The organism is Inquilinus sp. 2KB_23, assembly GCF_052115705.1.
GTDB classification, from domain to species: domain Bacteria; phylum Pseudomonadota; class Alphaproteobacteria; order DSM-16000; family Inquilinaceae; genus Inquilinus; species Inquilinus ginsengisoli_A.
Window position 1 is genome coordinate 49267 of the sequence record NZ_JBFRHF010000017.1, and the last position, 18175, is coordinate 67441.

The 18175-nt window shown below is 69.3% G+C and carries 20 protein-coding genes; 10 read left to right on the forward strand and 10 right to left on the reverse strand.

What is annotated here, in order from left to right:
* Nucleotides 1-69: 69 nt before the first annotated feature.
* Both AB4112_RS21405 and AB4112_RS21410 read right to left on the reverse strand, forming a co-directional pair.
* Nucleotides 70-768: a carbonic anhydrase gene (locus tag AB4112_RS21405; protein ID WP_309801255.1), complete on the reverse strand. Its 699-nt coding sequence runs from the start codon at nucleotides 766-768 to the stop codon at nucleotides 70-72.
* A gap of 236 nt (nucleotides 769-1004) precedes the next feature.
* The gene (locus AB4112_RS21410) at nucleotides 1005-1334 is read right to left on the reverse strand and encodes a DUF1476 domain-containing protein (protein WP_309801253.1); all 330 of its coding nucleotides are present in this window, start codon (nucleotides 1332-1334) and stop codon (nucleotides 1005-1007) included.
* A 216-nt stretch (nucleotides 1335-1550) separates the two neighbouring features.
* Here AB4112_RS21410 and purC point away from each other — a divergent pair, with 216 nt between their 5' ends.
* Together purC and purS are read left to right on the forward strand one after the other, a co-directional pair.
* Nucleotides 1551-2318, forward strand: coding sequence for a phosphoribosylaminoimidazolesuccinocarboxamide synthase (gene purC, locus AB4112_RS21415; protein WP_309801251.1), 768 nt, complete (start codon nucleotides 1551-1553; stop codon nucleotides 2316-2318).
* Between the two features lie 14 nt (nucleotides 2319-2332).
* Nucleotides 2333-2575, forward strand: coding sequence for a phosphoribosylformylglycinamidine synthase subunit PurS (purS, locus tag AB4112_RS21420; RefSeq protein ID WP_309801249.1), 243 nt, complete (start codon nucleotides 2333-2335; stop codon nucleotides 2573-2575).
* 126 nt (nucleotides 2576-2701) lie between these two features.
* On the opposite strand, the gene AB4112_RS21425 is transcribed toward purS, so the two are convergent.
* Both AB4112_RS21425 and gcvA (AB4112_RS21430) read right to left on the reverse strand, forming a co-directional pair.
* The gene (locus tag AB4112_RS21425; RefSeq protein ID WP_309801247.1) at nucleotides 2702-3412 is read right to left on the reverse strand and encodes a tellurite resistance TerB family protein; all 711 of its coding nucleotides are present in this window, start codon (nucleotides 3410-3412) and stop codon (nucleotides 2702-2704) included.
* Between the two features lie 75 nt (nucleotides 3413-3487).
* A complete protein-coding gene (gene gcvA / locus AB4112_RS21430; protein WP_309801245.1) occupies nucleotides 3488-4420 on the reverse strand; it encodes a transcriptional regulator GcvA in 933 nt (310 codons plus the stop codon).
* Nucleotides 4421-4551: 131 nt separating this feature from the next.
* Here gcvA (AB4112_RS21430) and AB4112_RS21435 point away from each other — a divergent pair, with 131 nt between their 5' ends.
* Complete coding sequence (locus tag AB4112_RS21435) at nucleotides 4552-4773, forward strand: DUF1127 domain-containing protein (protein WP_309801243.1); 222 nt, start codon at nucleotides 4552-4554, stop codon at nucleotides 4771-4773.
* 11 nt (nucleotides 4774-4784) lie between these two features.
* On the opposite strand, the gene AB4112_RS21440 is transcribed toward AB4112_RS21435, so the two are convergent.
* The 3 genes from AB4112_RS21440 to gcvA (AB4112_RS21450) all read right to left on the reverse strand — a co-directional run bounded on the left by AB4112_RS21440 (nucleotide 4785) and on the right by gcvA (AB4112_RS21450) (nucleotide 7557).
* Nucleotides 4785-6059: an RNA polymerase sigma factor gene (locus AB4112_RS21440; protein ID WP_309801242.1), complete on the reverse strand. Its 1275-nt coding sequence runs from the start codon at nucleotides 6057-6059 to the stop codon at nucleotides 4785-4787.
* Between the two features lie 31 nt (nucleotides 6060-6090).
* Nucleotides 6091-6453, reverse strand: a complete 363-nt coding sequence (locus tag AB4112_RS21445; RefSeq protein WP_309801240.1) for a YciI family protein — start codon at nucleotides 6451-6453, stop codon at nucleotides 6091-6093.
* A gap of 168 nt (nucleotides 6454-6621) precedes the next feature.
* A complete protein-coding gene (gene gcvA / locus AB4112_RS21450) occupies nucleotides 6622-7557 on the reverse strand; it encodes a transcriptional regulator GcvA (protein WP_309801238.1) in 936 nt (311 codons plus the stop codon).
* Between the two features lie 142 nt (nucleotides 7558-7699).
* Between gcvA (AB4112_RS21450) and AB4112_RS21455 the strand changes: the two genes are divergently transcribed.
* The 6 genes from AB4112_RS21455 (at nucleotide 7700) to grxD (ending at nucleotide 11856) form a co-directional block, all read left to right on the forward strand.
* Nucleotides 7700-7918: a hypothetical protein gene (locus AB4112_RS21455; RefSeq protein ID WP_309801236.1), complete on the forward strand. Its 219-nt coding sequence runs from the start codon at nucleotides 7700-7702 to the stop codon at nucleotides 7916-7918.
* A 164-nt stretch (nucleotides 7919-8082) separates the two neighbouring features.
* On the forward strand, nucleotides 8083-8298 hold the full coding sequence (locus AB4112_RS21460; RefSeq protein WP_309801234.1) for a DUF1127 domain-containing protein: 216 nt from the start codon (nucleotides 8083-8085) through the stop codon (nucleotides 8296-8298).
* A gap of 55 nt (nucleotides 8299-8353) precedes the next feature.
* Nucleotides 8354-9034, forward strand: coding sequence for a phosphoribosylformylglycinamidine synthase subunit PurQ (gene purQ / locus AB4112_RS21465; protein ID WP_309801232.1), 681 nt, complete (start codon nucleotides 8354-8356; stop codon nucleotides 9032-9034).
* Nucleotides 9031-11253, forward strand: coding sequence for a phosphoribosylformylglycinamidine synthase subunit PurL (gene purL / locus AB4112_RS21470; RefSeq protein ID WP_309801229.1), 2223 nt, complete (start codon nucleotides 9031-9033; stop codon nucleotides 11251-11253). The genes purQ and purL overlap by 4 nt, the downstream gene beginning before the upstream one ends.
* Before the next feature lies 1 nt (nucleotide 11254).
* Nucleotides 11255-11491 (forward strand): BolA family protein, encoded by a 237-nt coding sequence (locus AB4112_RS21475; protein WP_309801227.1) that lies wholly within the window; start codon nucleotides 11255-11257, stop codon nucleotides 11489-11491.
* Nucleotides 11492-11517: 26 nt separating this feature from the next.
* Nucleotides 11518-11856, forward strand: a complete 339-nt coding sequence (gene grxD / locus AB4112_RS21480) for a Grx4 family monothiol glutaredoxin (protein WP_309801226.1) — start codon at nucleotides 11518-11520, stop codon at nucleotides 11854-11856.
* 72 nt (nucleotides 11857-11928) lie between these two features.
* On the opposite strand, the gene AB4112_RS21485 is transcribed toward grxD, so the two are convergent.
* The 3 genes from AB4112_RS21485 to AB4112_RS21495 form a co-directional block, all read right to left on the reverse strand.
* A complete protein-coding gene (locus AB4112_RS21485; protein ID WP_441722917.1) occupies nucleotides 11929-15204 on the reverse strand; it encodes a hypothetical protein in 3276 nt (1091 codons plus the stop codon).
* Between the two features lie 64 nt (nucleotides 15205-15268).
* Complete coding sequence (locus AB4112_RS21490; protein WP_309801220.1) at nucleotides 15269-15442, reverse strand: hypothetical protein; 174 nt, start codon at nucleotides 15440-15442, stop codon at nucleotides 15269-15271.
* Between the two features lie 49 nt (nucleotides 15443-15491).
* Nucleotides 15492-16862, reverse strand: a complete 1371-nt coding sequence (locus AB4112_RS21495) for a calcium-binding protein (RefSeq protein ID WP_441722919.1) — start codon at nucleotides 16860-16862, stop codon at nucleotides 15492-15494.
* Nucleotides 16863-16990: 128 nt separating this feature from the next.
* Between AB4112_RS21495 and AB4112_RS21500 the strand changes: the two genes are divergently transcribed.
* Nucleotides 16991-18151 carry a helix-turn-helix transcriptional regulator gene (locus tag AB4112_RS21500; protein ID WP_441722921.1) on the forward strand — a complete coding sequence of 387 codons (1161 nt, stop codon included), beginning with the start codon at nucleotides 16991-16993 and terminating at the stop codon, nucleotides 18149-18151.
* Nucleotides 18152-18175: the final 24 nt, after the last annotated feature.

The following is an 18175-nucleotide window of genomic DNA, read 5'->3' on the forward strand; positions in this document are numbered from 1 at the left end:
CCCCGCTGCCGGGCGTAGGTTGGGTTCGCAAGGGCGAACCCAACCCACGAAACCCCGCCCGTTCAGCGCTCAGACCAGCGCCACCTGGCCGGTCGCTAGATCGTAGATCCCGCCGACGACCTTCACCTTGCCCTCCTTGACCAGCCCGGCGACGACCGGATCGCGGGTGACCAGGAGCCTGACGTTGCGGCGAACGTTCTCGGTGATGGCGTCGGCGAGGAGATCCGCCCCGCCCTTCGCCTTCGCCGCCTCCACCGCCGGCTTGATCGAATTGACCAGCCCCGGCAGATGACCCGGCAGCTTGACGCCGTCCTTCAGCACCTTGATCGCCGCGTCGACCGCACCGCAATTGGAGTGCCCCAGCACCATGATCAGGGGCGCGCCCAGGAACTGCGCCCCGTATTCGAGGCTGGCGAGCCCGTCGTCGTTCAGGAAATTGCCGGCGACCCGGACCACGAACAGATCACCAGGCCCCTGGTCGAAGGCCAGTTCCGGCGAGACCCGGGAATCGGAACAGCTGAGGATGGACGCGAGGGGATACTGGGCCTGCGTCCGCGCGGCTCGGCCGGCCGAGAAATCCTTCTGCTCCGGCGTGTTGGCGACGTAGCGGGCGTTGCCGTCCATCAGCTTCGTCAGCGCCTCGTCCCCGGAGATGGCGTTCGGCGGCGCGGCGGTGGGCGCGGCGGCCGCCCGGGCCCCGGATCTCGACAAGGCCGCCGCGGCGGACAGCAGCATCGCCGCGCCCGCCAGGACGCCACGGCGTGACATCGCCGGCACCGATGGCTCCGCTCCGGCGGAGCAACACTGATCGCACATGAAATTTCCCTTCAGAAATTGTCGAACTCAAAAAAGCAGGCTGACTCCGCTGGGATTCGGCCTGGAGGACAGTTTTCTGATATGTCGCAGAAATTAAAAGCCGAGATTTTGCATGGATATTTCGCTCTCCCGCACAACGCAGAAGGGCGGCCGAAGCCGCCCTTTCCGCTCGCCGGAGGACCGGCCGCTTACTTCGGCGTCGCCTCGGTCATGATCTGCTGCCGCGCCACGGCCAGCAGCGCATCCATCTTCTTGCGCAGCCGGTGGTCCGACAGGTCGACGTCGTGGATCTTGAGGTCGGCATAGACCTTGTCGTGCACGTCCTCGTCGGTCTGCTTCTCGAAGTCGGACATGATGACCTCCTTCGCATAGGCATCGACGGCATCGCCGGTCAGGCCCAACAGCTCGGCCGCCCACAGGCCGAGCAGCTTGTTGCGCCGGTTCTGGATCCGGAACAGAAGCTCCTGGTCGTGCTGGAACTCCGCCTCGAAAGCCTGCCCCCGCGATTCGATCGTCATCCTGTCGCTTCCTTCCACCTGCCCGCCGCCGCGGGCGCAATTCGCATCATGCCGAGGATATAGCGTCTCTCGCCGCTGCGGTCACGCCCCGAGGCAACTGGGAGCGTGCAATTGTTTAGTGGATGTGCGCTTGCTATAAGCTGCCGGACGCGGACGTCCCTCCCGGGACGTCCCGATCCTTTTTTGTTGGCTTCACCGTTCAATGGACGTTTCGATATGAGCCGCCGCAGGCGCATCTACGAAGGCAAGGCCAAGGTCCTGTACGAAGGGCCGGAGCCGGGCACCATCGTCCAGTACTTCAAGGACGATGCGACGGCGCAGAACGGGCAGAAGAAGGCGGTGATCCAGGGCAAGGGGGTGCTGAACAACCGCATCTCCGAATACCTCATGACCCGGCTGTCCGAGATCGGCGTTCCCACGCATTTCATGCGCCGGCTGAACATGCGCGAGCAGCTGATCCACGAGGTCGAGATCATCCCGCTCGAGGTCGTGGTGCGCAACATCGCCGCCGGATCGTTCTCGAAGCGCTTCAACGTGCCCGAGGGCACGCCGCTGCCGCGCTCGATCATCGAGTACTACCTGAAGTCGGACGAGCTCAACGACCCGATGGTGTCGGAAGAGCACATCACCGCCTTCGGCTGGGCCAACGCCCAGGACCTCGACGACATGGTCTCGCTGTCGCTGCGGGTGAACGACTACCTCACCGGCCTGTTCCTCGGCATCGGCCTCAAGCTCGTCGACTTCAAGCTCGAATTCGGCCGCCTCTACGACGAGAACGACGAGATGCGGATCGTGCTGGCCGACGAGATCAGCCCGGACAACTGCCGCCTGTGGGACGTGCAGACCAACGAGAAATTCGATAAGGATCGCTTCCGCCAGGATCTGGGCGGCGTCATCGAGGCCTACCAGGAGGTGGCCCGGCGCCTCGGCATCCTGCCGGAAGGAAGCGTCGTCGACATCCGCGAGACCCAGGCCCCCACTTGAAGACTGGCACCGACATGAAAGCCCGCATCCACGTCATGCTGAAGCCCGGCGTCCTGGACACCCAGGGCAAGGCGATCGGCCATTCCCTGCAGGGCCTCGGCTTCGGCGAGGTCGGCGAAGTCCGCCAGGGCAAGGTGATCGAGGTCGAGATCGCCGCCGCCGACGCCGCCCAGGCGCGGGCCCGGCTGGACGAGATGTGCAAGAAGCTGCTCGCCAACCCGGTGACCGAGAGCTACGCGATCGAACTGGTCGCCTGAGGCGGCTGCCTCTCCTGTCATGCCACGGCCTGACCGTGGCATCCAGGGGCGGCCAGAGCGGCTCTCGACGGCCCTGGATTGCCCGGCCAAGCCGGGCAATGACACCAAGTGGGTATGGCAGTGTCCTTACCCCACCGTCGACGCCTGCGCCTCGAGATGGGCCGCCAGCCCGTCCGGCAGTTTGAGCCGGGCTGCGAGGTCGTCGAGATAGGCCTTTTCGCGCGGATCGTCCGGGTCGACCGCCAGGCGCGACGCCAGCCAGATTTCCGCCGCCTGCTCCGGCGTCGCCGCCAGGGCCGCGATCGCCGCGACATCGAGCGGCTTGGCCAGTTCGTCCATCACGAACGCCTTCTGCTCGGTGTCGAGGCCGAGCTGGCCGATCCGGTCGAACAGCGCCCGCTGCTCGGTCGCGTCGATATGGCCGTCGGCCTTGGCCGCGGCGATCATCGCCCGCACCACGGCGATGCGCGCGTCGCCGCCGCCCGCCGCGCTCTGCGTCTCCAGGTCGAACGGGCTGCTCGGCGGCGGCAGCGCCAAAGGCTGCTGCACCGGCGCCTGGGCCGGCGCCGGTGCCCGCTTGGCCTGCCAGTCCTGCCACGCCTTGAAGGCCAGGCCGCCGAGCACCGCCGCGCCGCCATAGCCCAGCGCCGAGCCGCCGAACTTCCGCACCTTCTTCGAACCGAGCAGCAGGCCGATCACGCCGCCGCCGAGCGCGCCGGTCGCCAGCGTGCCGAGATTGTCCGTCCAGCCGGAGCCTTTACCACCAGCAGCGGGGCCACCGGATTTGTTCGCGCCGCCGCCCAGGAAATCCTCGAACAGCTTCTTCGGATCGATCACGCGCCTCTCCTCCCGATGGTTGCGTTGGGAGGCAAATGGCCCGGCCGGTACCTGTCGACAAGTCGCGGACAGGCCTCAATCGTCCGGGCGCGACGCCATGACCGGCTCCCGCGGCGCCAGCGCGGTTTCCGCCGCGGCGGCCAGGATCCAGTCCCGGAACGCCCGCACCATCGGCCGGCGCAGCGCCCGAGCGGGGGCCACGAAGTGGTAGCCGGCGTCGCTGGCGAGCGAGAGGTCGAACGGCCGGACCAGGCGGCCGGCGGCCAGGTCGTCGGCCGCCAGGGAGTTCACCACCAGGGCGACGCCCTGGCCGCCGATCGCGGCCTGGATCGCCATGGAGGAATCGCTCATGCGCGGCCCGCGCACCCAGTCGACATCGGCCATCCCGACGGCGCGCAGCCAGTCGCGCCAGGGCGCCAGGGACTGGTCGTGCAGCAGCGTGTGCCGGCGCAGGTCGTCGAGCGTGCGCAAGCCGGGCGAGCCGTCGCGCAGCGCCGGGCTGCAGACCGGAAAGCTGTCATCCGCGAACAGCCGGTCGACCACCAGCCCATCCCAGCCGCCCCGTCCCCACCGAATGGCGCAATCCGCCTCGCCGCCATCGAGATCGACCTGGGCCAGCGACGCGGTGACGTTGACGTCGACATCGGGATGGGCGGCGATGAACCCCGACAGGCGGGCCCCCAGCCATTTCGCGACGAAGGAGGTGGTGGTGCTGACGGTCAGGATGCCGGTCGAGCGGCCCGGCGCGATCTGGGCCGTGGCGTCGGCGATGCCGGCCAGCGCGGCGCTGACCAGCGGCAGGTAGGCGCGCCCCGCCTCGGTCAGGTCCAGGCTGTTCTCGCGGCGGTCGAACAGCCGGACGTCCAGCCAGCCCTCCAGCCGGCGCACCTGCTGGCTGACCGCGGCCTGGGTCACCGACAGCTCGGCCGCCGCCCGGGTGAAGCTGCGGTGCCGGGCCGCCGCCTCGAAAGCCCGCACGCCGTTCAGCGGCGGCAGACGCCACGCCATCCCCGACTCCCTACAGACCAAGTTTTTATTGGGCTAGGCCCAGACTATCCCGTTTGCCGCCGCGGCCGCCAGCACCGATCTTAGGGGCAAGGGTCGACCCTGATCCTTCACCCCGATCAGGACTTCAGGACATGACAAGCTTCTGCATGGACGACCGCCGCCGCACGCCGGCGGCGCGGCCGAACCTCGCTTTCGCCCTGCTCCGCCGCCTCACCGCCCTGCCCGCCCTGTGGCGCGCCCGGATCGTGGCGCGCAGCCGGATGCAGCGCCTGAACGATGCCGCGCTGAGCGACCTCGGCCTGCGCCGCGACCAGGTCGAGACCCTGCAGCGCAAGCCGTTCTGGCGCGAATGACCGGCGTGGGACTAGGGCGGCGGCGCCGCGTCGGCCGCCTCGGTGGCGCGTCGTTTCAGGAAGTCCTGCTCGCGCCGGTTTCCGGCCAGCGCCGCAGCGGCCTCGAAGGCGGCCTGCGCCTCGGCATGGCGGCCGAGCTTGTGCAGCAGGTCGCCGCGGACGCCCTGCAGCAGGTGGTAGGCCTTGAGCGCGGGCTCGCCCATCAGGCGGTCGACGATGGCCAGCCCTGCCCCCGGCCCCTCGGCCATGCCGACGGCCACCGCGCGGTTGAGCTCGACCACCGGCGAGGGCACCAGCGCCGCCATCTCGGCATAGAGCCCGGCAATGCGCGGCCAGTCGGTCTCGTCGGCCGTCCGCGCCCGGGCATGGCAGGCGATGATGGCGGCCTGCAGGGCATAGAAGCCGCCGGCCCCGCCCAGGTCGCGCGCCCGCCCCAGCGCCCGCAGGCCCCGCCGGATCTGCAGCTGGTCCCACAGCGCGCGGTTCTGGTCGAGCATCAGGATCGGGTCGCCCGCCGCATCGGTGCGCGCCGCGGTGCGCGAGGCGTTCAGCTCCATCAGCGCCAGCAGCCCTAAGGCCTCGGGCTCCTGCGGCGCGACGGCGGTCAGCACCCGGCCCATGCGCAGCGCCTCGTGGCACAGCTGGGGGCGCATCCAGTCCGCGCCGCGCGCCGCGGTGTAGCCCTCGTTGAAGATGAGGTAGACGACCTCCAGCACCGAGGACAGCCGCTGGGACAATTCCTCGCCGCGCGGCGTCTCATAGGCCAGCCCGGACTCCGACAGCGTCCGCTTGGCGCGCACGATGCGCTGGGCGATCGTCGCCTCCGGCAGCAGGAAGGCCCGGGCGATCTCGTCGGTAGTCAGGCCGCAGATCATCCGCAGCGCCAGCGCCGCCCGGGCCTCGCGCGACAGCAGCGGATGGCAGGCGGTGAAGACCAGACGCAGCATCTCGTCGCCGATGTCGTCGTCCAGGGCGGAGTCGAGATCGGGCATCGCCTGCTGCTCCTCCTCCAAATCCCGGGTGATGACATCGTGCTTGCGCGCCAGCATCTGGCGGCGGCGCAGATGGTCCAGCGCCCGGCGCTTGGCGGCCGCCATCAGCCAGGCGCCGGGCCGCTCCGGCACGCCGGTCTCGGGCCACCGCTCCAGCGCCGCCACCAGGGCGTCCTGGGTCGACTCCTCGGCCAGCGGCACGTCGCGCAGCATCCGCGCCAGGCTGGTGATCAGCCGGGGCTGCTCGATCCGCCACACGGCCAGGATCGCGCGATGGGTGTCGGCGGCCGTCATGGCCGCCGACACCGTCTGCCGGACCGTCGCGTCAAGCGCAGTCGGCCGCCTCGGCCAGGACGCGGATCTCGCAGGTCCCTTCCCAGCCCGGCATGAAGTCCTTGTGCAGCTGCAGGAACTCCACCGCCGAGGCCACCGCCTCCTCCTTGGTCCTGAACTCGAAGATGACGTAGCCGCCGATGACCTCCTTGGCCTCCACGAACGGGCCGTCGAGGACGCTGAGCTGCCCGCCCGTGAGACTGACCCGCGCGCCGGTCTCGATCGGCATCAGCTGGCCGCCATCGAGCATGCGGCCGGTCTGGAGCTCGCGGTTGGCGAGGGTGTTCATGGCCTCGATCAGCTCCGGCGTCGGCGGCTCGGTGCTGGCGGTGGTGATGATCGACATGAAGCGCATCTGGATCTCCTCCTGGGGCGAGCCGCGGACGCCATCGCCGCTGCACCGTCTCGCTATTCAAGTCGACGAACCAGCCTCACCTGGATCGACAGGCCTTGCGAAAAAAAATCGCGCCCAGGAGAAAAAAGACGATGCCCAGGGATCGAAGCCCGATCGACGCTCCGGTCCCTACGCCGCCGGCAGCTCCATCGGCTGCTGTGGCTGCGCCTCGGCCTCGGCGGCCGCGGCGAACAGCCAGTCGCGGAACGCCCGCACCAGCGGCCGGTTCAGCGCGGCCGGCGGCGCCACGAAATAGTAGGCGTAGTCGCTCTTCAGATGGTCCCGCGGCAGCGACAGCTCGAACGGCCGCACCAGCCGGCCGGCGCGCAGGTCGTCCATCACCAGCACCCGCTGCGCCAGCGCCACCCCGTGCCCTTCGATCGCCATCTGGATCAGCAGCGCCGAATCTTGCGTCCGGGGCCCGCGGACCCAGCCGAGATCCTCCATCCCCGCCGCCCGCAGCCACTGCTTCCACTGCACCAGCGTCTCGTCGTGCAGCAGGCGGAAGCGGCGCAAATCGTCCAGCGCCGACAGGCCGGCCGCCGCCAGGTCCGGGCTGCACACCGGGAAGGTGTCCTCGGAGAACAGCTTTTCCGCCACCACCCCGTCCCAGGCGCCGCTGCCGAAGCGGATGGCGCAGTCGACCGTGTCGCGGCTGAAGTCGATCAGCCGGGATTCGGCGTCGAGGTTGACGTCGATCTCGGGCTGCTGCTCGTTGAAGGACGGGATCCGCGTCACCAGCCATTTGCGGATGAAGGACGGGATCGCCGAGACGGTCAGGATGCCGGAATGCGGCGGCGGCCGGATCCGCGCCGTGGCCTCGGCGATGGCGTCGAAGGCGTCGCGCAGCACCGGCAGGTAGCCGCGGCCGGTCTCGGTCAGCTCCAGCCCGCCTTCGGTGCGGTCGAATAGCTTGGCCCCCAGCCAGTCCTCCAGCCGGCGCACCTGCTGGCTGACCGCGGCCTGGGTGACCGCCAGCTCCTCGGCCGCGCGGGTGAAGCTCTCGTGCCGTGCCGAGGCCTCGAAGGCGCGGATACCGTTCAGCGGCGGCAGGCGTCGGCGCATCGTTTCCCCCTGTCGAAACCCGGTCGATAGATTCTCTTGTCCCGGCCACGAGAATATCCTGTTTGTGGTTTGTTCTCCAGAATCCGATCTTGGGAGTGTTCCCGACGCCCCTGAATTCGTCCCCGCCGGAAAGGGAAATGCCATGACCACCGCCACCGCCTCCCGCCCTGTCATCCAGCATCGCGCTGCTGGGCTGCCGAACGGCCGTGTCGGGCTGTGGACCCTGCTCAAGGCCTCCCTGACCGGCCGCAGCACCCGCCGCCTGCCGCTCGGCTCGCTGGACGACCACATGTTGCGCGACGTCGGCGTCGACCGGCCGAATGCCTCGACCGACCCGCGCGACCTGATCCTCCGCCTCTGATCCGCTCCGCCCCCCTGCGGTGCCTCGGGCCGGATCCGTCACCGCGGATCCGGCCATTTTCCCATCCGAAGGCCGGGAATCACGGGGTGTATCCGCCATCACATCCAAGCGAGCCCCGGCGGCGGTAAGGTCCGGTTCAGTCACCGACACAGAAGGACGCGACCATGACCATGATTGTTGCCGACCGCACCCCGCGGACCAGTTCGACCGAACGCCAGCGCGGCGGCCTCGGCCGACTCCTGTCCACCCTGACCCTGTGGTCAGTCCGGGACCGCACCCGGCGCCGGCTGCAGACGCTGGACAGCCATCTGCTGAACGACATCGGCCTGTCCCGCGACGACGTGCAGGCAGAAGGCGAGAAGCCGTTCTGGCGCGCATGACAGGACAGACCCAAGCACCCTTGCCAAGGCCCGGCCGGACCGCTAAATCCCGGCCATGCAAGCCGCCGTCATCGTCTTCCCGGGATCGAACGCCGACCGAGACCTCGCCGTGGCACTCTCCCACGCGACCGGACGGCCGACCCACATGGTCTGGCACCGCGACACCGAGCTGCCGCCGACCGACCTGATCGCCATCCCGGGAGGGTTCTCCTACGGGGACTACCTCCGCTCCGGCGCCATGGCGGCACAGTCGCCGATCATGGGCGCGATCCGCGCGGCCGTGGCCAAGGGCGTGCCCACCGTGGGCATCTGCAACGGCTTCCAGATCCTGACCGAGGCGGGGCTGCTGCCAGGCGCGCTGATGCGCAACGCCGGCCTGACCTTCGTGTCGCGCACCGTGTCGATGCGGGTCGAGACCTCGAACAGCCCGTTCACCCGCGGCTACAATGCCGGGCAGACGGTGCGGATTCCGATCCAGCATCATGACGGCTGCTATTTCGCCGACCCGGACACGCTGAAGCGGTTGGAGGACGAGGACCGCGTCGCCTTCCGCTACATCGCGGACCAGGACGGCCGCGGCAACCCGAACGGCAGCCTGAACGACATCGCCGGCATCCTGTCCGAGAACCGGCGGGTGCTCGGCATGATGCCCCATCCCGAGCGTGCATCGGAGCCGGAACACGGCAACACCGACGGCCGCGCCCTGTTCGAAGGCCTGGTGCAGATCCTGTCATGACCACCGCTCAGCTTCCCCCCGAGCCCGAGGTCACGCAGGCGCTGGCGGCCGAATTCGGCCTGACCGCCGACGAATTCGCCCTGACCCAGACCATCATGGGCCGGATGCCGACGCTGACCGAGCTGGGCATCTTCTCGGTGATGTGGTCGGAGCACTGCTCCTACAAATCCTCGCGCCGCTGGCTCAAGCAGCTGCCGACCACCGCGCCCTGGGTGATCTGCGGCCCCGGCGAGAATGCCGGCGTGATCGACATCGGCGACGGCCAGGCCGCCATCTTCAAGATGGAAAGCCACAACCACCCGAGCTTCATCGAGCCCTATCAGGGTGCTGCGACCGGCGTCGGCGGCATCCTGCGCGACGTCTTCACCATGGGCGCGCGGCCGGTGGCCAACATGAACGCGCTGCGCTTCGGCAGCCCGGACCATCCGAAGACCCGGCACCTCGTCGCCGGCGTCGTGTCCGGCATCGGCGGCTACGGCAACTGCGTCGGCGTGCCGACGGTGGGCGGCGAGACCAATTTCCACGCCTCCTACAACGGCAACATCCTGGTCAACGCCATGACCGTGGGCGTGGCCAACACCGACAAGATCTTCTATTCGGCGGCTGGCGGCATCGGCAACCCGGTGGTCTATGTCGGCTCCAAGACCGGGCGCGACGGTATCCACGGCGCCACCATGGCCTCGGCCGAATTCGACGACGCCTCGGACGAGAAGCGCCCGACCGTGCAGGTCGGCGACCCCTTCACCGAGAAGCTGCTGATCGAGGCCTGCCTGGAGCTGATGGCGACCGACGCCATCGTCGCGATCCAGGACATGGGCGCGGCCGGCCTGACCTCCTCCTCGGTCGAGATGGCGAGCAAGGGCGGCTGCGGCATCGAGCTGGATCTCGACCATGTGCCGCAGCGCGAGACCAACATGGTCCCGTACGAGATCATGCTGTCGGAGAGCCAGGAGCGGATGCTGATGGTCCTCAAGCCCGGCCGCGAGGCCGAGGCCGAGGCGATCTTCCGCAAATGGGAGCTGGATTTCGCCGTGATCGGCCGGGTCACCGACACCGGCCGCATGGTGCTGAAGATGTATGGCCGCACCTGGGCCGACATGCCGGTGGCGGAGCTGGTCGACGCCTCTCCGAACTACGCCCGGCCGTGGGAACCGACGCCGCCGCAGCCGGAGATCGCCGCCGCGGCCCTGCCGCTGCCGGAGGCGCCAGAGGCGGTGCTGGAGCGGATGCTGGCCTGCCCCGACCTGGCTTCCAAGCGCTGGATCTGGGAGCAGTATGACAGCCGGGTCGGCGCCGACACCGTCGCCCTGTCCGGCGAGGCCGATGCCGCGCTGGTGCGGGTGCACGGCACCGGCAAGCTCTTGGCCATCACCACCGACTGCACCCCGCGCTACTGCCTGGCCGACCCCGAGCGGGGCGGCGCCCAGGCCGTGGCCGAAGCCTGGCGGAATCTCACCGCCACAGGGGCTACGCCGCTGGCGATCACCGACAACATGAACTTCGGCAACCCCCAGAAGCCGCGGATCATGGGTCAGTTCGTCGGCTGCATCCAGGGCATGATCGCCGCCTGCCAGGCACTTGATTTCCCAGTCGTTTCCGGCAATGTCTCGCTCTACAACGAAACCTCCGGCGAAGGCATCCTGCCGACTCCGGCGATCGGCGGCGTCGGCCTGATCCAGGCCGGCGGGCGCCACGTCAAGGCCGGGTTCAAGGCCGCCGGCGAAGCCATTGTCCTGATTGGCGAAACCCAGGGACATGTCGGCACCTCGCTCTATGCCCGCGAGATCCATGGCCGCGAGGACGGCGCACCGCCGCCGGTCGACCTGGCGGCCGAACGCCGCAACGGGGACCTGGTGCGGGCCCTGATCCAGGACGGCACCGTCACCGCCTGCCACGACCTGGCCGATGGCGGCCTCTACGTCGCCGTCGCCGAGATGGCGATGACCGGCCGGATCGGCGCCACGGTCGAGCTGCCGGCCGAGGCCGGGCTGCTGTTCGGCGAGGACCAGGGCCGCTACCTCGTGACCGCCACCGACGGCGAGGCGCTGCTGGCCCGCGCCCGGGCGGCGGGCGTCCCGGCGCAAATCATCGGCGGCACCGGCGGCGACGTGTTGAAGCGCGGTGACGGCGTTGCCATATCGGTTGACAGGCTGCGCCGCGTCAACGAGGCGTGGCTGCCCGGATACATGACCAATACCGTTCCGGCTGGAGAAGCGTGAGATGGCAATGGAACCGGCGGAGATCGTCCGCCTGATCAAGGATGGCCTGCCCGGCGCCGAGGTGCGGATCGAGGATCTGCGCGGCGACGGCGACCATTATGCCGCCTACGTCACCAGCGCCGCCTTCACCGGCAAAAGCCGCGTGCAGCAGCATCAGATGGTCTATCAGGCCCTCGGCGGCCGGATGGGCAACGAGCTGCACGCCCTGATGCTGCACACCACCGCCGCCGAAGCCTGACCCCTCCCCGACGAGAGCGAGTTCCCATGGACAATCCCGTCTTCGAGCGCATCCGCAACGACATCGCCAGCAACGACGTCGTCGTCTACATGAAGGGCACGCCCGTGTTCCCGCAGTGCGGTTTCTCCGCCGCGGTGGTGCAGGTGCTGACCCATATCGGCGTGCCGTTCAAGGGCATCGACATCCTGACCGACCCCGGCCTGCGCCAGGGCGTCAAGGAATACTCGAACTGGCCGACCATCCCGCAGGTCTACGTCAAGGGCGAGTTCGTCGGCGGCTGCGACATCGTGCGCGAGATGTTCCAGTCCGGCGAGCTGCAGGACCTGCTCGAGGCCAAGGGCGTCGCGGTCGCCGCCCAGGGCTGACGCCCGGCGCTACGGCTATCGATCCAGCCAGGCAAATGCCCGCCCCTTCCGGGGCGGGCATTGTCGTTTCGGCTACAGCACGAAGTCGCTGCCATCCAGCTGTTTGATGAAGAGCACATCGATCCGGAAGTCGGCGACCTTGTCGCCGTCAATGTCACCCATGACATAGCCGGTCGTCTTTTCTGCGTCGGGGACGTCTTTGAAATAGCCCAGCTCGCCACCGCTGCCGGAAAATCCAATAAGCGAAGAGAGATAACCGATCCAGGTGAAGGCTTGGTTGCCGGCCACGTGGCTGTTGGCATCGATCGCCGACAGGTCGATTTTGTCGCCATCGGCACCCGTGAAATCCCAAATGGAGTTGGGATTGGTGAAGGGGGCAGGGCCGAGGGAGTTGAAGACGAAGCGGTCGGCGCCGATGCCCCCTGTGAGAAGGTCCCCACCCAGGCCGCCGATTAAGATGTCGTTGCCGGCGCCGCCATTGAGGCTGTCGTTGCCAGCGCTTCCGGCCAGGCTGTCATTGAAGGCCGAACCGATGACCTGTTCGATCGAGACGAAATGGTCGCCGGTCGCACCGCCGCCCGATCCCGTGCCGGTCGCGAGGTCGATGGTCACGCCGGTGGTGCTGCCGGCATAGCTGGCGGTGTCGGTGCCGGCGCCGCCATTGAGCGTATCGGCCCCGGACCCGCCATTGAGGGTGTCGTTGCCATCGCCGCCATAGAGGCTGGCTGCGGCGGCGCCTCCGGTCAGGGTGTCGGCGTAGCCTGACCCGATGACGGCTTCGAACCCGGTGATGTGGTCGCCGGTCGCGTCGCCGCCCGATCCCGTGCCGACCGCGAGGTTGATGGTCACGCCGGTGGTGCTGCCGGCATAGCTGACGGTGTCGATGCCGGCGCCGCCATTGAGCGTATCGGCCCCGGCCCCGCCATTGATGATGTCGTTGCCGGCCCCGCCGTCGATGGTGTCGTTGCCGGCATTGCCGGTCAGCACATTGGCGTTGCCATCACCGAGCAGCCCGTCATTGCCGAGACCGCCGATCAGGTTTTCGATCCCGGTCAACCTGTCGCCCTGGGCCTCGAACCCCACACCCAGCCCGGTGGCCAGGCTGACACTCACCCCACCGGTGCTGCCGGCATAGCTGGCGGTGTCGCTGCCGGCACCGCCATTGAGAACGTCCGCTCCGGCCCCACCCGTGAGGATGTCGTTGCCATCGCCGCCATTGAGGCTGTCTGCGGCAGCGCTTCCGGCCAGGCTGTCGGCGAAGGCCGAGCCGATGACGACTTCGATCGCGGCGATGTGGTCGCCGGACGCGTCGCCGCCCGACCCCGTGCCGGCCGCGAGGTCGACGGACACGCCGGCGGTGCTGCCGGCATAGTTGACGGTGTCGATTCCGGTGCCGCCGTCCAGCCAGTCAGCCCCGGCACCGCCCAGGATCGTGTCGTTGCCGTCGCCGCCATAGAGGTTGTCATTGCCCGCCGCCCCGAGGATGGCGTCGTTGCCGGCGTCGCCATAGAGGGTCTCGGCGTCGGCCGACCCGACCAGGAGATCGTTGCCGTCGCCGCCGGAGCCATAATCGCTGCCGCCGCCGTCGGTATCGATCCGGTCGTCCCCGACGCCCCCATACATGGTGTCGGTGCCGAGGCCGCCGCGGAGGATGTCGTTGCCGTTCTCGCCATAGAGGCCGTCATTGCCGTCCCCGCCGGTCAGCGTGTCCGTGCCGTCGCCGCCATGGAGGTTGTCGTTGCCGCCCGCCCCATTCAGGGCATCGGTGCCGGCATAGCCGTAGATCGTGTCGGCCCCTGCGGCGCCGGTGATGGTGTCGTTGCCCGACCCGGCAAAGTAGGTCATCAACTCCATGTTGATCGCCCGGCTGCCGTCGCTGCCGGCGGCGCCGTTCAGAGTGAAGCTGACCCCGGCCGTGGTGGTGCTGTGGTCGACATACAGCGTGTCGGTGCCGATGCCGCCATCGACAAGGTCGACCCCGATGCCGGTGCTGATGTAGTCGTCGCCGTCGCCGCCCAGGATCGTGTCGTTGCCGTCGCCGCCATAGAGGTTGTCATTGCCCCCCACCCCGAGGATGACGTCGTTGCCGGCGTCGCCATAGAGGGTCTCGGCGTCGGCCGACCCGACCAGGAGATCGTTGCCGTCGCCGCCGGAGCCATAATCGCTGCCGCCGCCGTCGGTATCGATCCGGTCGTCCCCGGTGCCCCCATACATGGTGTCGGTGCCGAGGCCGCCGCGGAGGATGTCGTTGTCGTTCTCGCCATAGAGGCCGTCGTTGCCGTCCCCGCCGGTCAGCGTGTCCGTGCCGTCGCCGCCATGGAGGTTGTCGTTGCCGCCCACCCCATTCAGGGCGTCGGTGCCGGCATAGCCATAGATCGTGTCGGCCCCTGCGGCGCCGGTGATGGTGTCGTTGCCCGACCCGGCAAAGTAGGTCATCAGCTCCATGTTGATCGCCCGGCTGCCGTCGCTGCCGGCGGCGCCGTTCAGGGTGAAGCTGACCCCGGCCGTGGTGGTGCTGTGGTCGACATACAGCGTGTCGGTGCCGATGCCGCCATCGACAAGGTCGACCCCGATGCCGGTGCTGATGTAGTCGTCGCCGTCGCCGCCCAGGATCGTGTCGTTGCCGTCGCCGCCATAGAGGTTGTCATTGCCCGCCACCCCGAGGATGACGTCGTTGCCGGCGTCGCCATAGAGGGTCTCGGTGTCGGCCGACCCGACCAGGGTGTCGTTGCCGTCGCCGCCGGAGCCGTAGTCGTTGCCCCCACCCCCGGTCTCGATCCGGTCGTCCCCGACGCCCCCATACATGGTGTCGGTGCCGAGRCCGCCGCGGAGGATGTCGTTGCCGTCCTCGCCATAGAGGCCGTCGTTGCCRTCSCCGCCGGTCAGCGTGTCCGTGCCGTCGCCGCCATGGAGGTTGTCGTTGCCGCCCACCCCATTCAGGGCGTCGGTGCCGGCATAGCCGTAGATCGTGTCGGCCCCTGCGGCACCGGTGATGGTGTCGTTGCCCGACCCGGCAAAGTAGGTCATCAACTCCATGTTGATCGCCCGGCTGCCGTCGCTGCCGGCGGCGCCGTTCAGRGTGAAGCTGACCCCGGCCGTGGTGGTGCTGTGGTCGACATACAGCGTGTCGGTGCCGATGCCGCCATCGACAAGGTCGACCCCGATGCCGGTGCTGATATAGTCGTCGCCGTCGCCGCCATAGAGCGTGTCGTTGCCGTCGCGGCCGTAAAGCGTGTCGTTGCCGATCCCGCCGTTCAGCACATCATTGCCGGCCATGCCGTCGATGGTGTCGTCGCTGGTGGTGCCGTTCAGGGTGTCCTCGCCGGCGGTGCCGGGTATGTAAGCCATGAGGAAGCCTCTCCTGTTCAATCGCAGATTCCATCCAACCTGCGGCAAAACAAGGTGCGCGACATCAGCCGAACGGATGATGCGCGCTGTCCGGATAGCGCGCATTTTTGCGGATTCCTCTTGGCCGGGACTCTCGGCGGAAGAGCGGATGGATCGGGCGGACGCAATCCTCGGTGCGGTGCAGCAGATCTGCGACGACGCGGTGTGCCCGCCCCCGGCCAAGCGCGATCGCGGCCATCGCCCCCACCGCCAACGCCCTGTGTGGGATGTTCCAGTCCGACAGGCCGCTACAGCACGAAATCCGCGGCCACCAATGCGATGGTGCCGGTGGCGCGGATCTGGAAGTCGGCGACGGCGTCGCCGTTGACGTCTCCGTAGATCGAGCTGACGCCGCCGGCGCTGACCGCCCGCAGCTCGCCGGCATGGTGGGTGAAGGCCGCGGCGGCGATGAAGGTGAAGACCTGGTTGCCCGCCACTGTGGTCCTGGCATCGATCGAGACCAGGTCGATGCGGTCGCCCTGGGCATGGCTGAAATCGCTGATCTGGTCGGAGCCGCCGCCGACCGGGCTCTGGCCTACGCTGCCATAGGTGAAGCGATCGGCCCCGGCCCCGCCGGCCAGGGCATCCCGGCCGCCGAGCCCGATCAGCACATCGTTGCCGGCGTTGCCGACCAGCACGTTGTCGGTCGAAGACCCGATCAGCCCGTCATTGCCGCTGCCGCCATAGACGCCTTCGATCGCGCTGAGCGTGTCGCCCTGGGCGATGCCGCCGATCCCGGTCTCGGCCGCGAGATTGACCCCCACCCCGGCCGTCGCCTCGGAATACATTGCGGTGTCGAAGCCGCCGCCGCCGTCGAGCCGATCGGCCCCGGCGCCCCCGCGCAGGGTGTCGTTGCCGTCGAAGCCGACGATCCAGTCGTTGCCCGCATCCCCGGACAGGATGTCGTCGCCGCCGGTATCGAAGACCAGATCCGCCCCGTCGCCGCCGAAGACCCGGTCGTTGCCCGACCCGCCGTCGATGCCGTCGCCACCGGCACCACCATAGACCAGGTCGTTGCCGGCCTCGCCGCGGATGACATCCACCCCTTCGCCGCCCCACACCACATCGTCGCCGGCGCCGGCCTCCACCCGATCGTCGCCCAGGGCGCCGAAGATCCGGTTGGCCACGGCGTTTCCGATCAGGTGGTCGTCGCCCGGCCCGCCCAGGGCGTCGATCCCGGCGCCGATCTGGATGGTGTCGTGGCCGATCCAGCCGGCGATCCGCTGGTTCGCCGTGCCGGTGTAGATGTCGTTGGCGTCGGTCAACGACGCGGCCGTCCCGGGAAGGGTGGTGACGAAGACGTCGAACTGCGCGGGAAAACTGTCCACATGGAGATAGACGGTGCCGGTGAAACCCGCCGTGTAGGACAGCGGCGGCGCAGCCCGCTGCGTGCCGTCCAGGGCGGCCAGCACGGTGCCGGCCGCATTGCAGACCTCCAGCCTCGGCTCACCGCCGTGGAGCGTATCGGTGTCGCCATAGATCTGGTAGTTGACGCCCGCGGTCACGGACAGCCGGATCCAGGCCCCGGTGTCGAAATCCTCGATCTCGCCGGACAGGGCGCCCGCGGCGCGGGTCAGGTCCCAGTCCAGGTCGAGGGTGGTGCTCGGAACGGTCGCCATGACTCTTCCCCCTGCTGGCAGTGGCTTCGGTCGCCGCGGCCGAACGGATGACGCGAGCTGTCCGGAAAGCGCGCATTTTGCTAGGTTTGTTCGGAACGGGCGCAATCGGCTCTTGCGGCGGGGCGCGGATGGATCGGGCGGACGCAATCCTTGGAGCGGTGCAGCGGATCTACGACGCCGCGGTGTCTCCCGACGCCTGGCCCGGCGCGATCGCGGCCATCGCCGCCGCCGCCAACGCCCCGCGCGGGTCGCTGCTGGTCGAGAACCGGCCGCAGCAGCGGGCCGAGCTGATGGTCGGCTGGCAGTGGGATCCCGCCCATCTCGCCCGCATGTCGGCGCCCGGCGCCCGCCGGATGGCCCCCTGGGCAGCGGGGCTGCCGCTCGGCCAGGTGGTGCGCAGCCTGGCCCTGAAGACCGAGCACGACTTCGTGCGGTCGGAGTTCTACAACGAGGTGGTGCGGCCGAACGGCGACTTCTACGGCGCGGTGGCGCTGGTCGAGCGGACGCCGGCCCACAGCAGCTACGTCGCCGTCCGCCGCGTGCTGGGGGCGGAGGATTTCGCCGATGGCGACGTCGCGGCGCTGCAGGCGATGGTGCCCCATCTCGCCCGCGCCCTCGACCTGCGCAAACGCCTCGACAGCGCCGATCTCCGCGCCGCCTATGCCGGCGCCGCGCTCGACCATGTCGATCTCGGCGTGATCCTGGTCGATGCCGCGGCGCGGCCGATCCGCCTCAACCAGCGGGCCGAGGCGATCATCGCCCAGGCCGACGGCCTGTTCTCCGGGCCGACCGGCCTGATGGCGGCGCTGCCGGACCAGACCCGCCGCCTGCATCACGCCATCGCCACGGCCGCCGCGGCCGGCGACGCCACGGCCGGGATCGACGCCGCGGCCCGCGCCGCCGGCGCCGGCATCCGGCTGCGCCTCTCGCGCCCGTCCGGCGCCCAGCCGCTGATCCTGACCGTGATCCCGATCCGCGAGGTTGCGGCGGAGCGGCGCCTCGGCCCGGTGCCGCGGGTGACGGTCTTCGTCGTCGACCCCGACCGGACCGATGGCCCCGCCCCCGCCGTCTTGCGGCAGTTGTTCGACCTGACCGCGGCGGAGGCCGCGGTCGCGGTCGAGATCAGCCGGGGCGATGGGCTGCCCGCCGTGGCCGAACGCCTGGCGATCGCGGGCAGCACGGCCCGGACCCATCTCGCCCGCATCTTCGAGAAGACCGGCACCGCCCGGCAGGCGGAACTGGTTCGCCTGCTGCTGCAATGCGGCCTGCCGTCGATGCGCGACGACTGAGCGGCCGCACCCCGCCGGGGGCCC

Excerpts from the sequence above, each read along its gene's own strand:
- purL (WP_309801229.1), top strand. The coding sequence starts at position 9,031 with ATGACCACCGCTCAGCTTCCCCCCGAGCCCGAGGTCACGCAGGCGCTG.
- AB4112_RS21495 (WP_441722919.1), bottom strand. The coding sequence starts at position 16,862 with ATGGCGACCGTTCCGAGCACCACCCTCGACCTGGACTGGGACCTGACC.
- AB4112_RS21440 (WP_309801242.1), bottom strand. The coding sequence starts at position 6,059 with ATGACGGCCGCCGACACCCATCGCGCGATCCTGGCCGTGTGGCGGATC.
- gcvA (WP_309801245.1), bottom strand. The coding sequence starts at position 4,420 with ATGGCGTGGCGTCTGCCGCCGCTGAACGGCGTGCGGGCTTTCGAGGCG.
- AB4112_RS21405 (WP_309801255.1), bottom strand. The coding sequence starts at position 768 with ATGTCACGCCGTGGCGTCCTGGCGGGCGCGGCGATGCTGCTGTCCGCC.
- AB4112_RS21410 (WP_309801253.1), bottom strand. The coding sequence starts at position 1,334 with ATGACGATCGAATCGCGGGGGCAGGCTTTCGAGGCGGAGTTCCAGCAC.
- purC (WP_309801251.1), top strand. The coding sequence starts at position 1,551 with ATGAGCCGCCGCAGGCGCATCTACGAAGGCAAGGCCAAGGTCCTGTAC.
- purQ (WP_309801232.1), top strand. The coding sequence starts at position 8,354 with ATGCAAGCCGCCGTCATCGTCTTCCCGGGATCGAACGCCGACCGAGAC.
- AB4112_RS21500 (WP_441722921.1), top strand. The coding sequence starts at position 16,991 with ATGGATCGGGCGGACGCAATCCTTGGAGCGGTGCAGCGGATCTACGAC.
- AB4112_RS21490 (WP_309801220.1), bottom strand. The coding sequence starts at position 15,442 with ATGGCCGCGATCGCGCTTGGCCGGGGGCGGGCACACCGCGTCGTCGCA.
- AB4112_RS21455 (WP_309801236.1), top strand. The coding sequence starts at position 7,700 with ATGACCACCGCCACCGCCTCCCGCCCTGTCATCCAGCATCGCGCTGCT.
- AB4112_RS21445 (WP_309801240.1), bottom strand. The coding sequence starts at position 6,453 with ATGCGCTTCATGTCGATCATCACCACCGCCAGCACCGAGCCGCCGACG.
- purS (WP_309801249.1), top strand. The coding sequence starts at position 2,333 with ATGAAAGCCCGCATCCACGTCATGCTGAAGCCCGGCGTCCTGGACACC.
- AB4112_RS21435 (WP_309801243.1), top strand. The coding sequence starts at position 4,552 with ATGACAAGCTTCTGCATGGACGACCGCCGCCGCACGCCGGCGGCGCGG.
- gcvA (WP_309801238.1), bottom strand. The coding sequence starts at position 7,557 with ATGCGCCGACGCCTGCCGCCGCTGAACGGTATCCGCGCCTTCGAGGCC.
- AB4112_RS21460 (WP_309801234.1), top strand. The coding sequence starts at position 8,083 with ATGACCATGATTGTTGCCGACCGCACCCCGCGGACCAGTTCGACCGAA.
- grxD (WP_309801226.1), top strand. The coding sequence starts at position 11,518 with ATGGACAATCCCGTCTTCGAGCGCATCCGCAACGACATCGCCAGCAAC.
- AB4112_RS21475 (WP_309801227.1), top strand. The coding sequence starts at position 11,255 with ATGGCAATGGAACCGGCGGAGATCGTCCGCCTGATCAAGGATGGCCTG.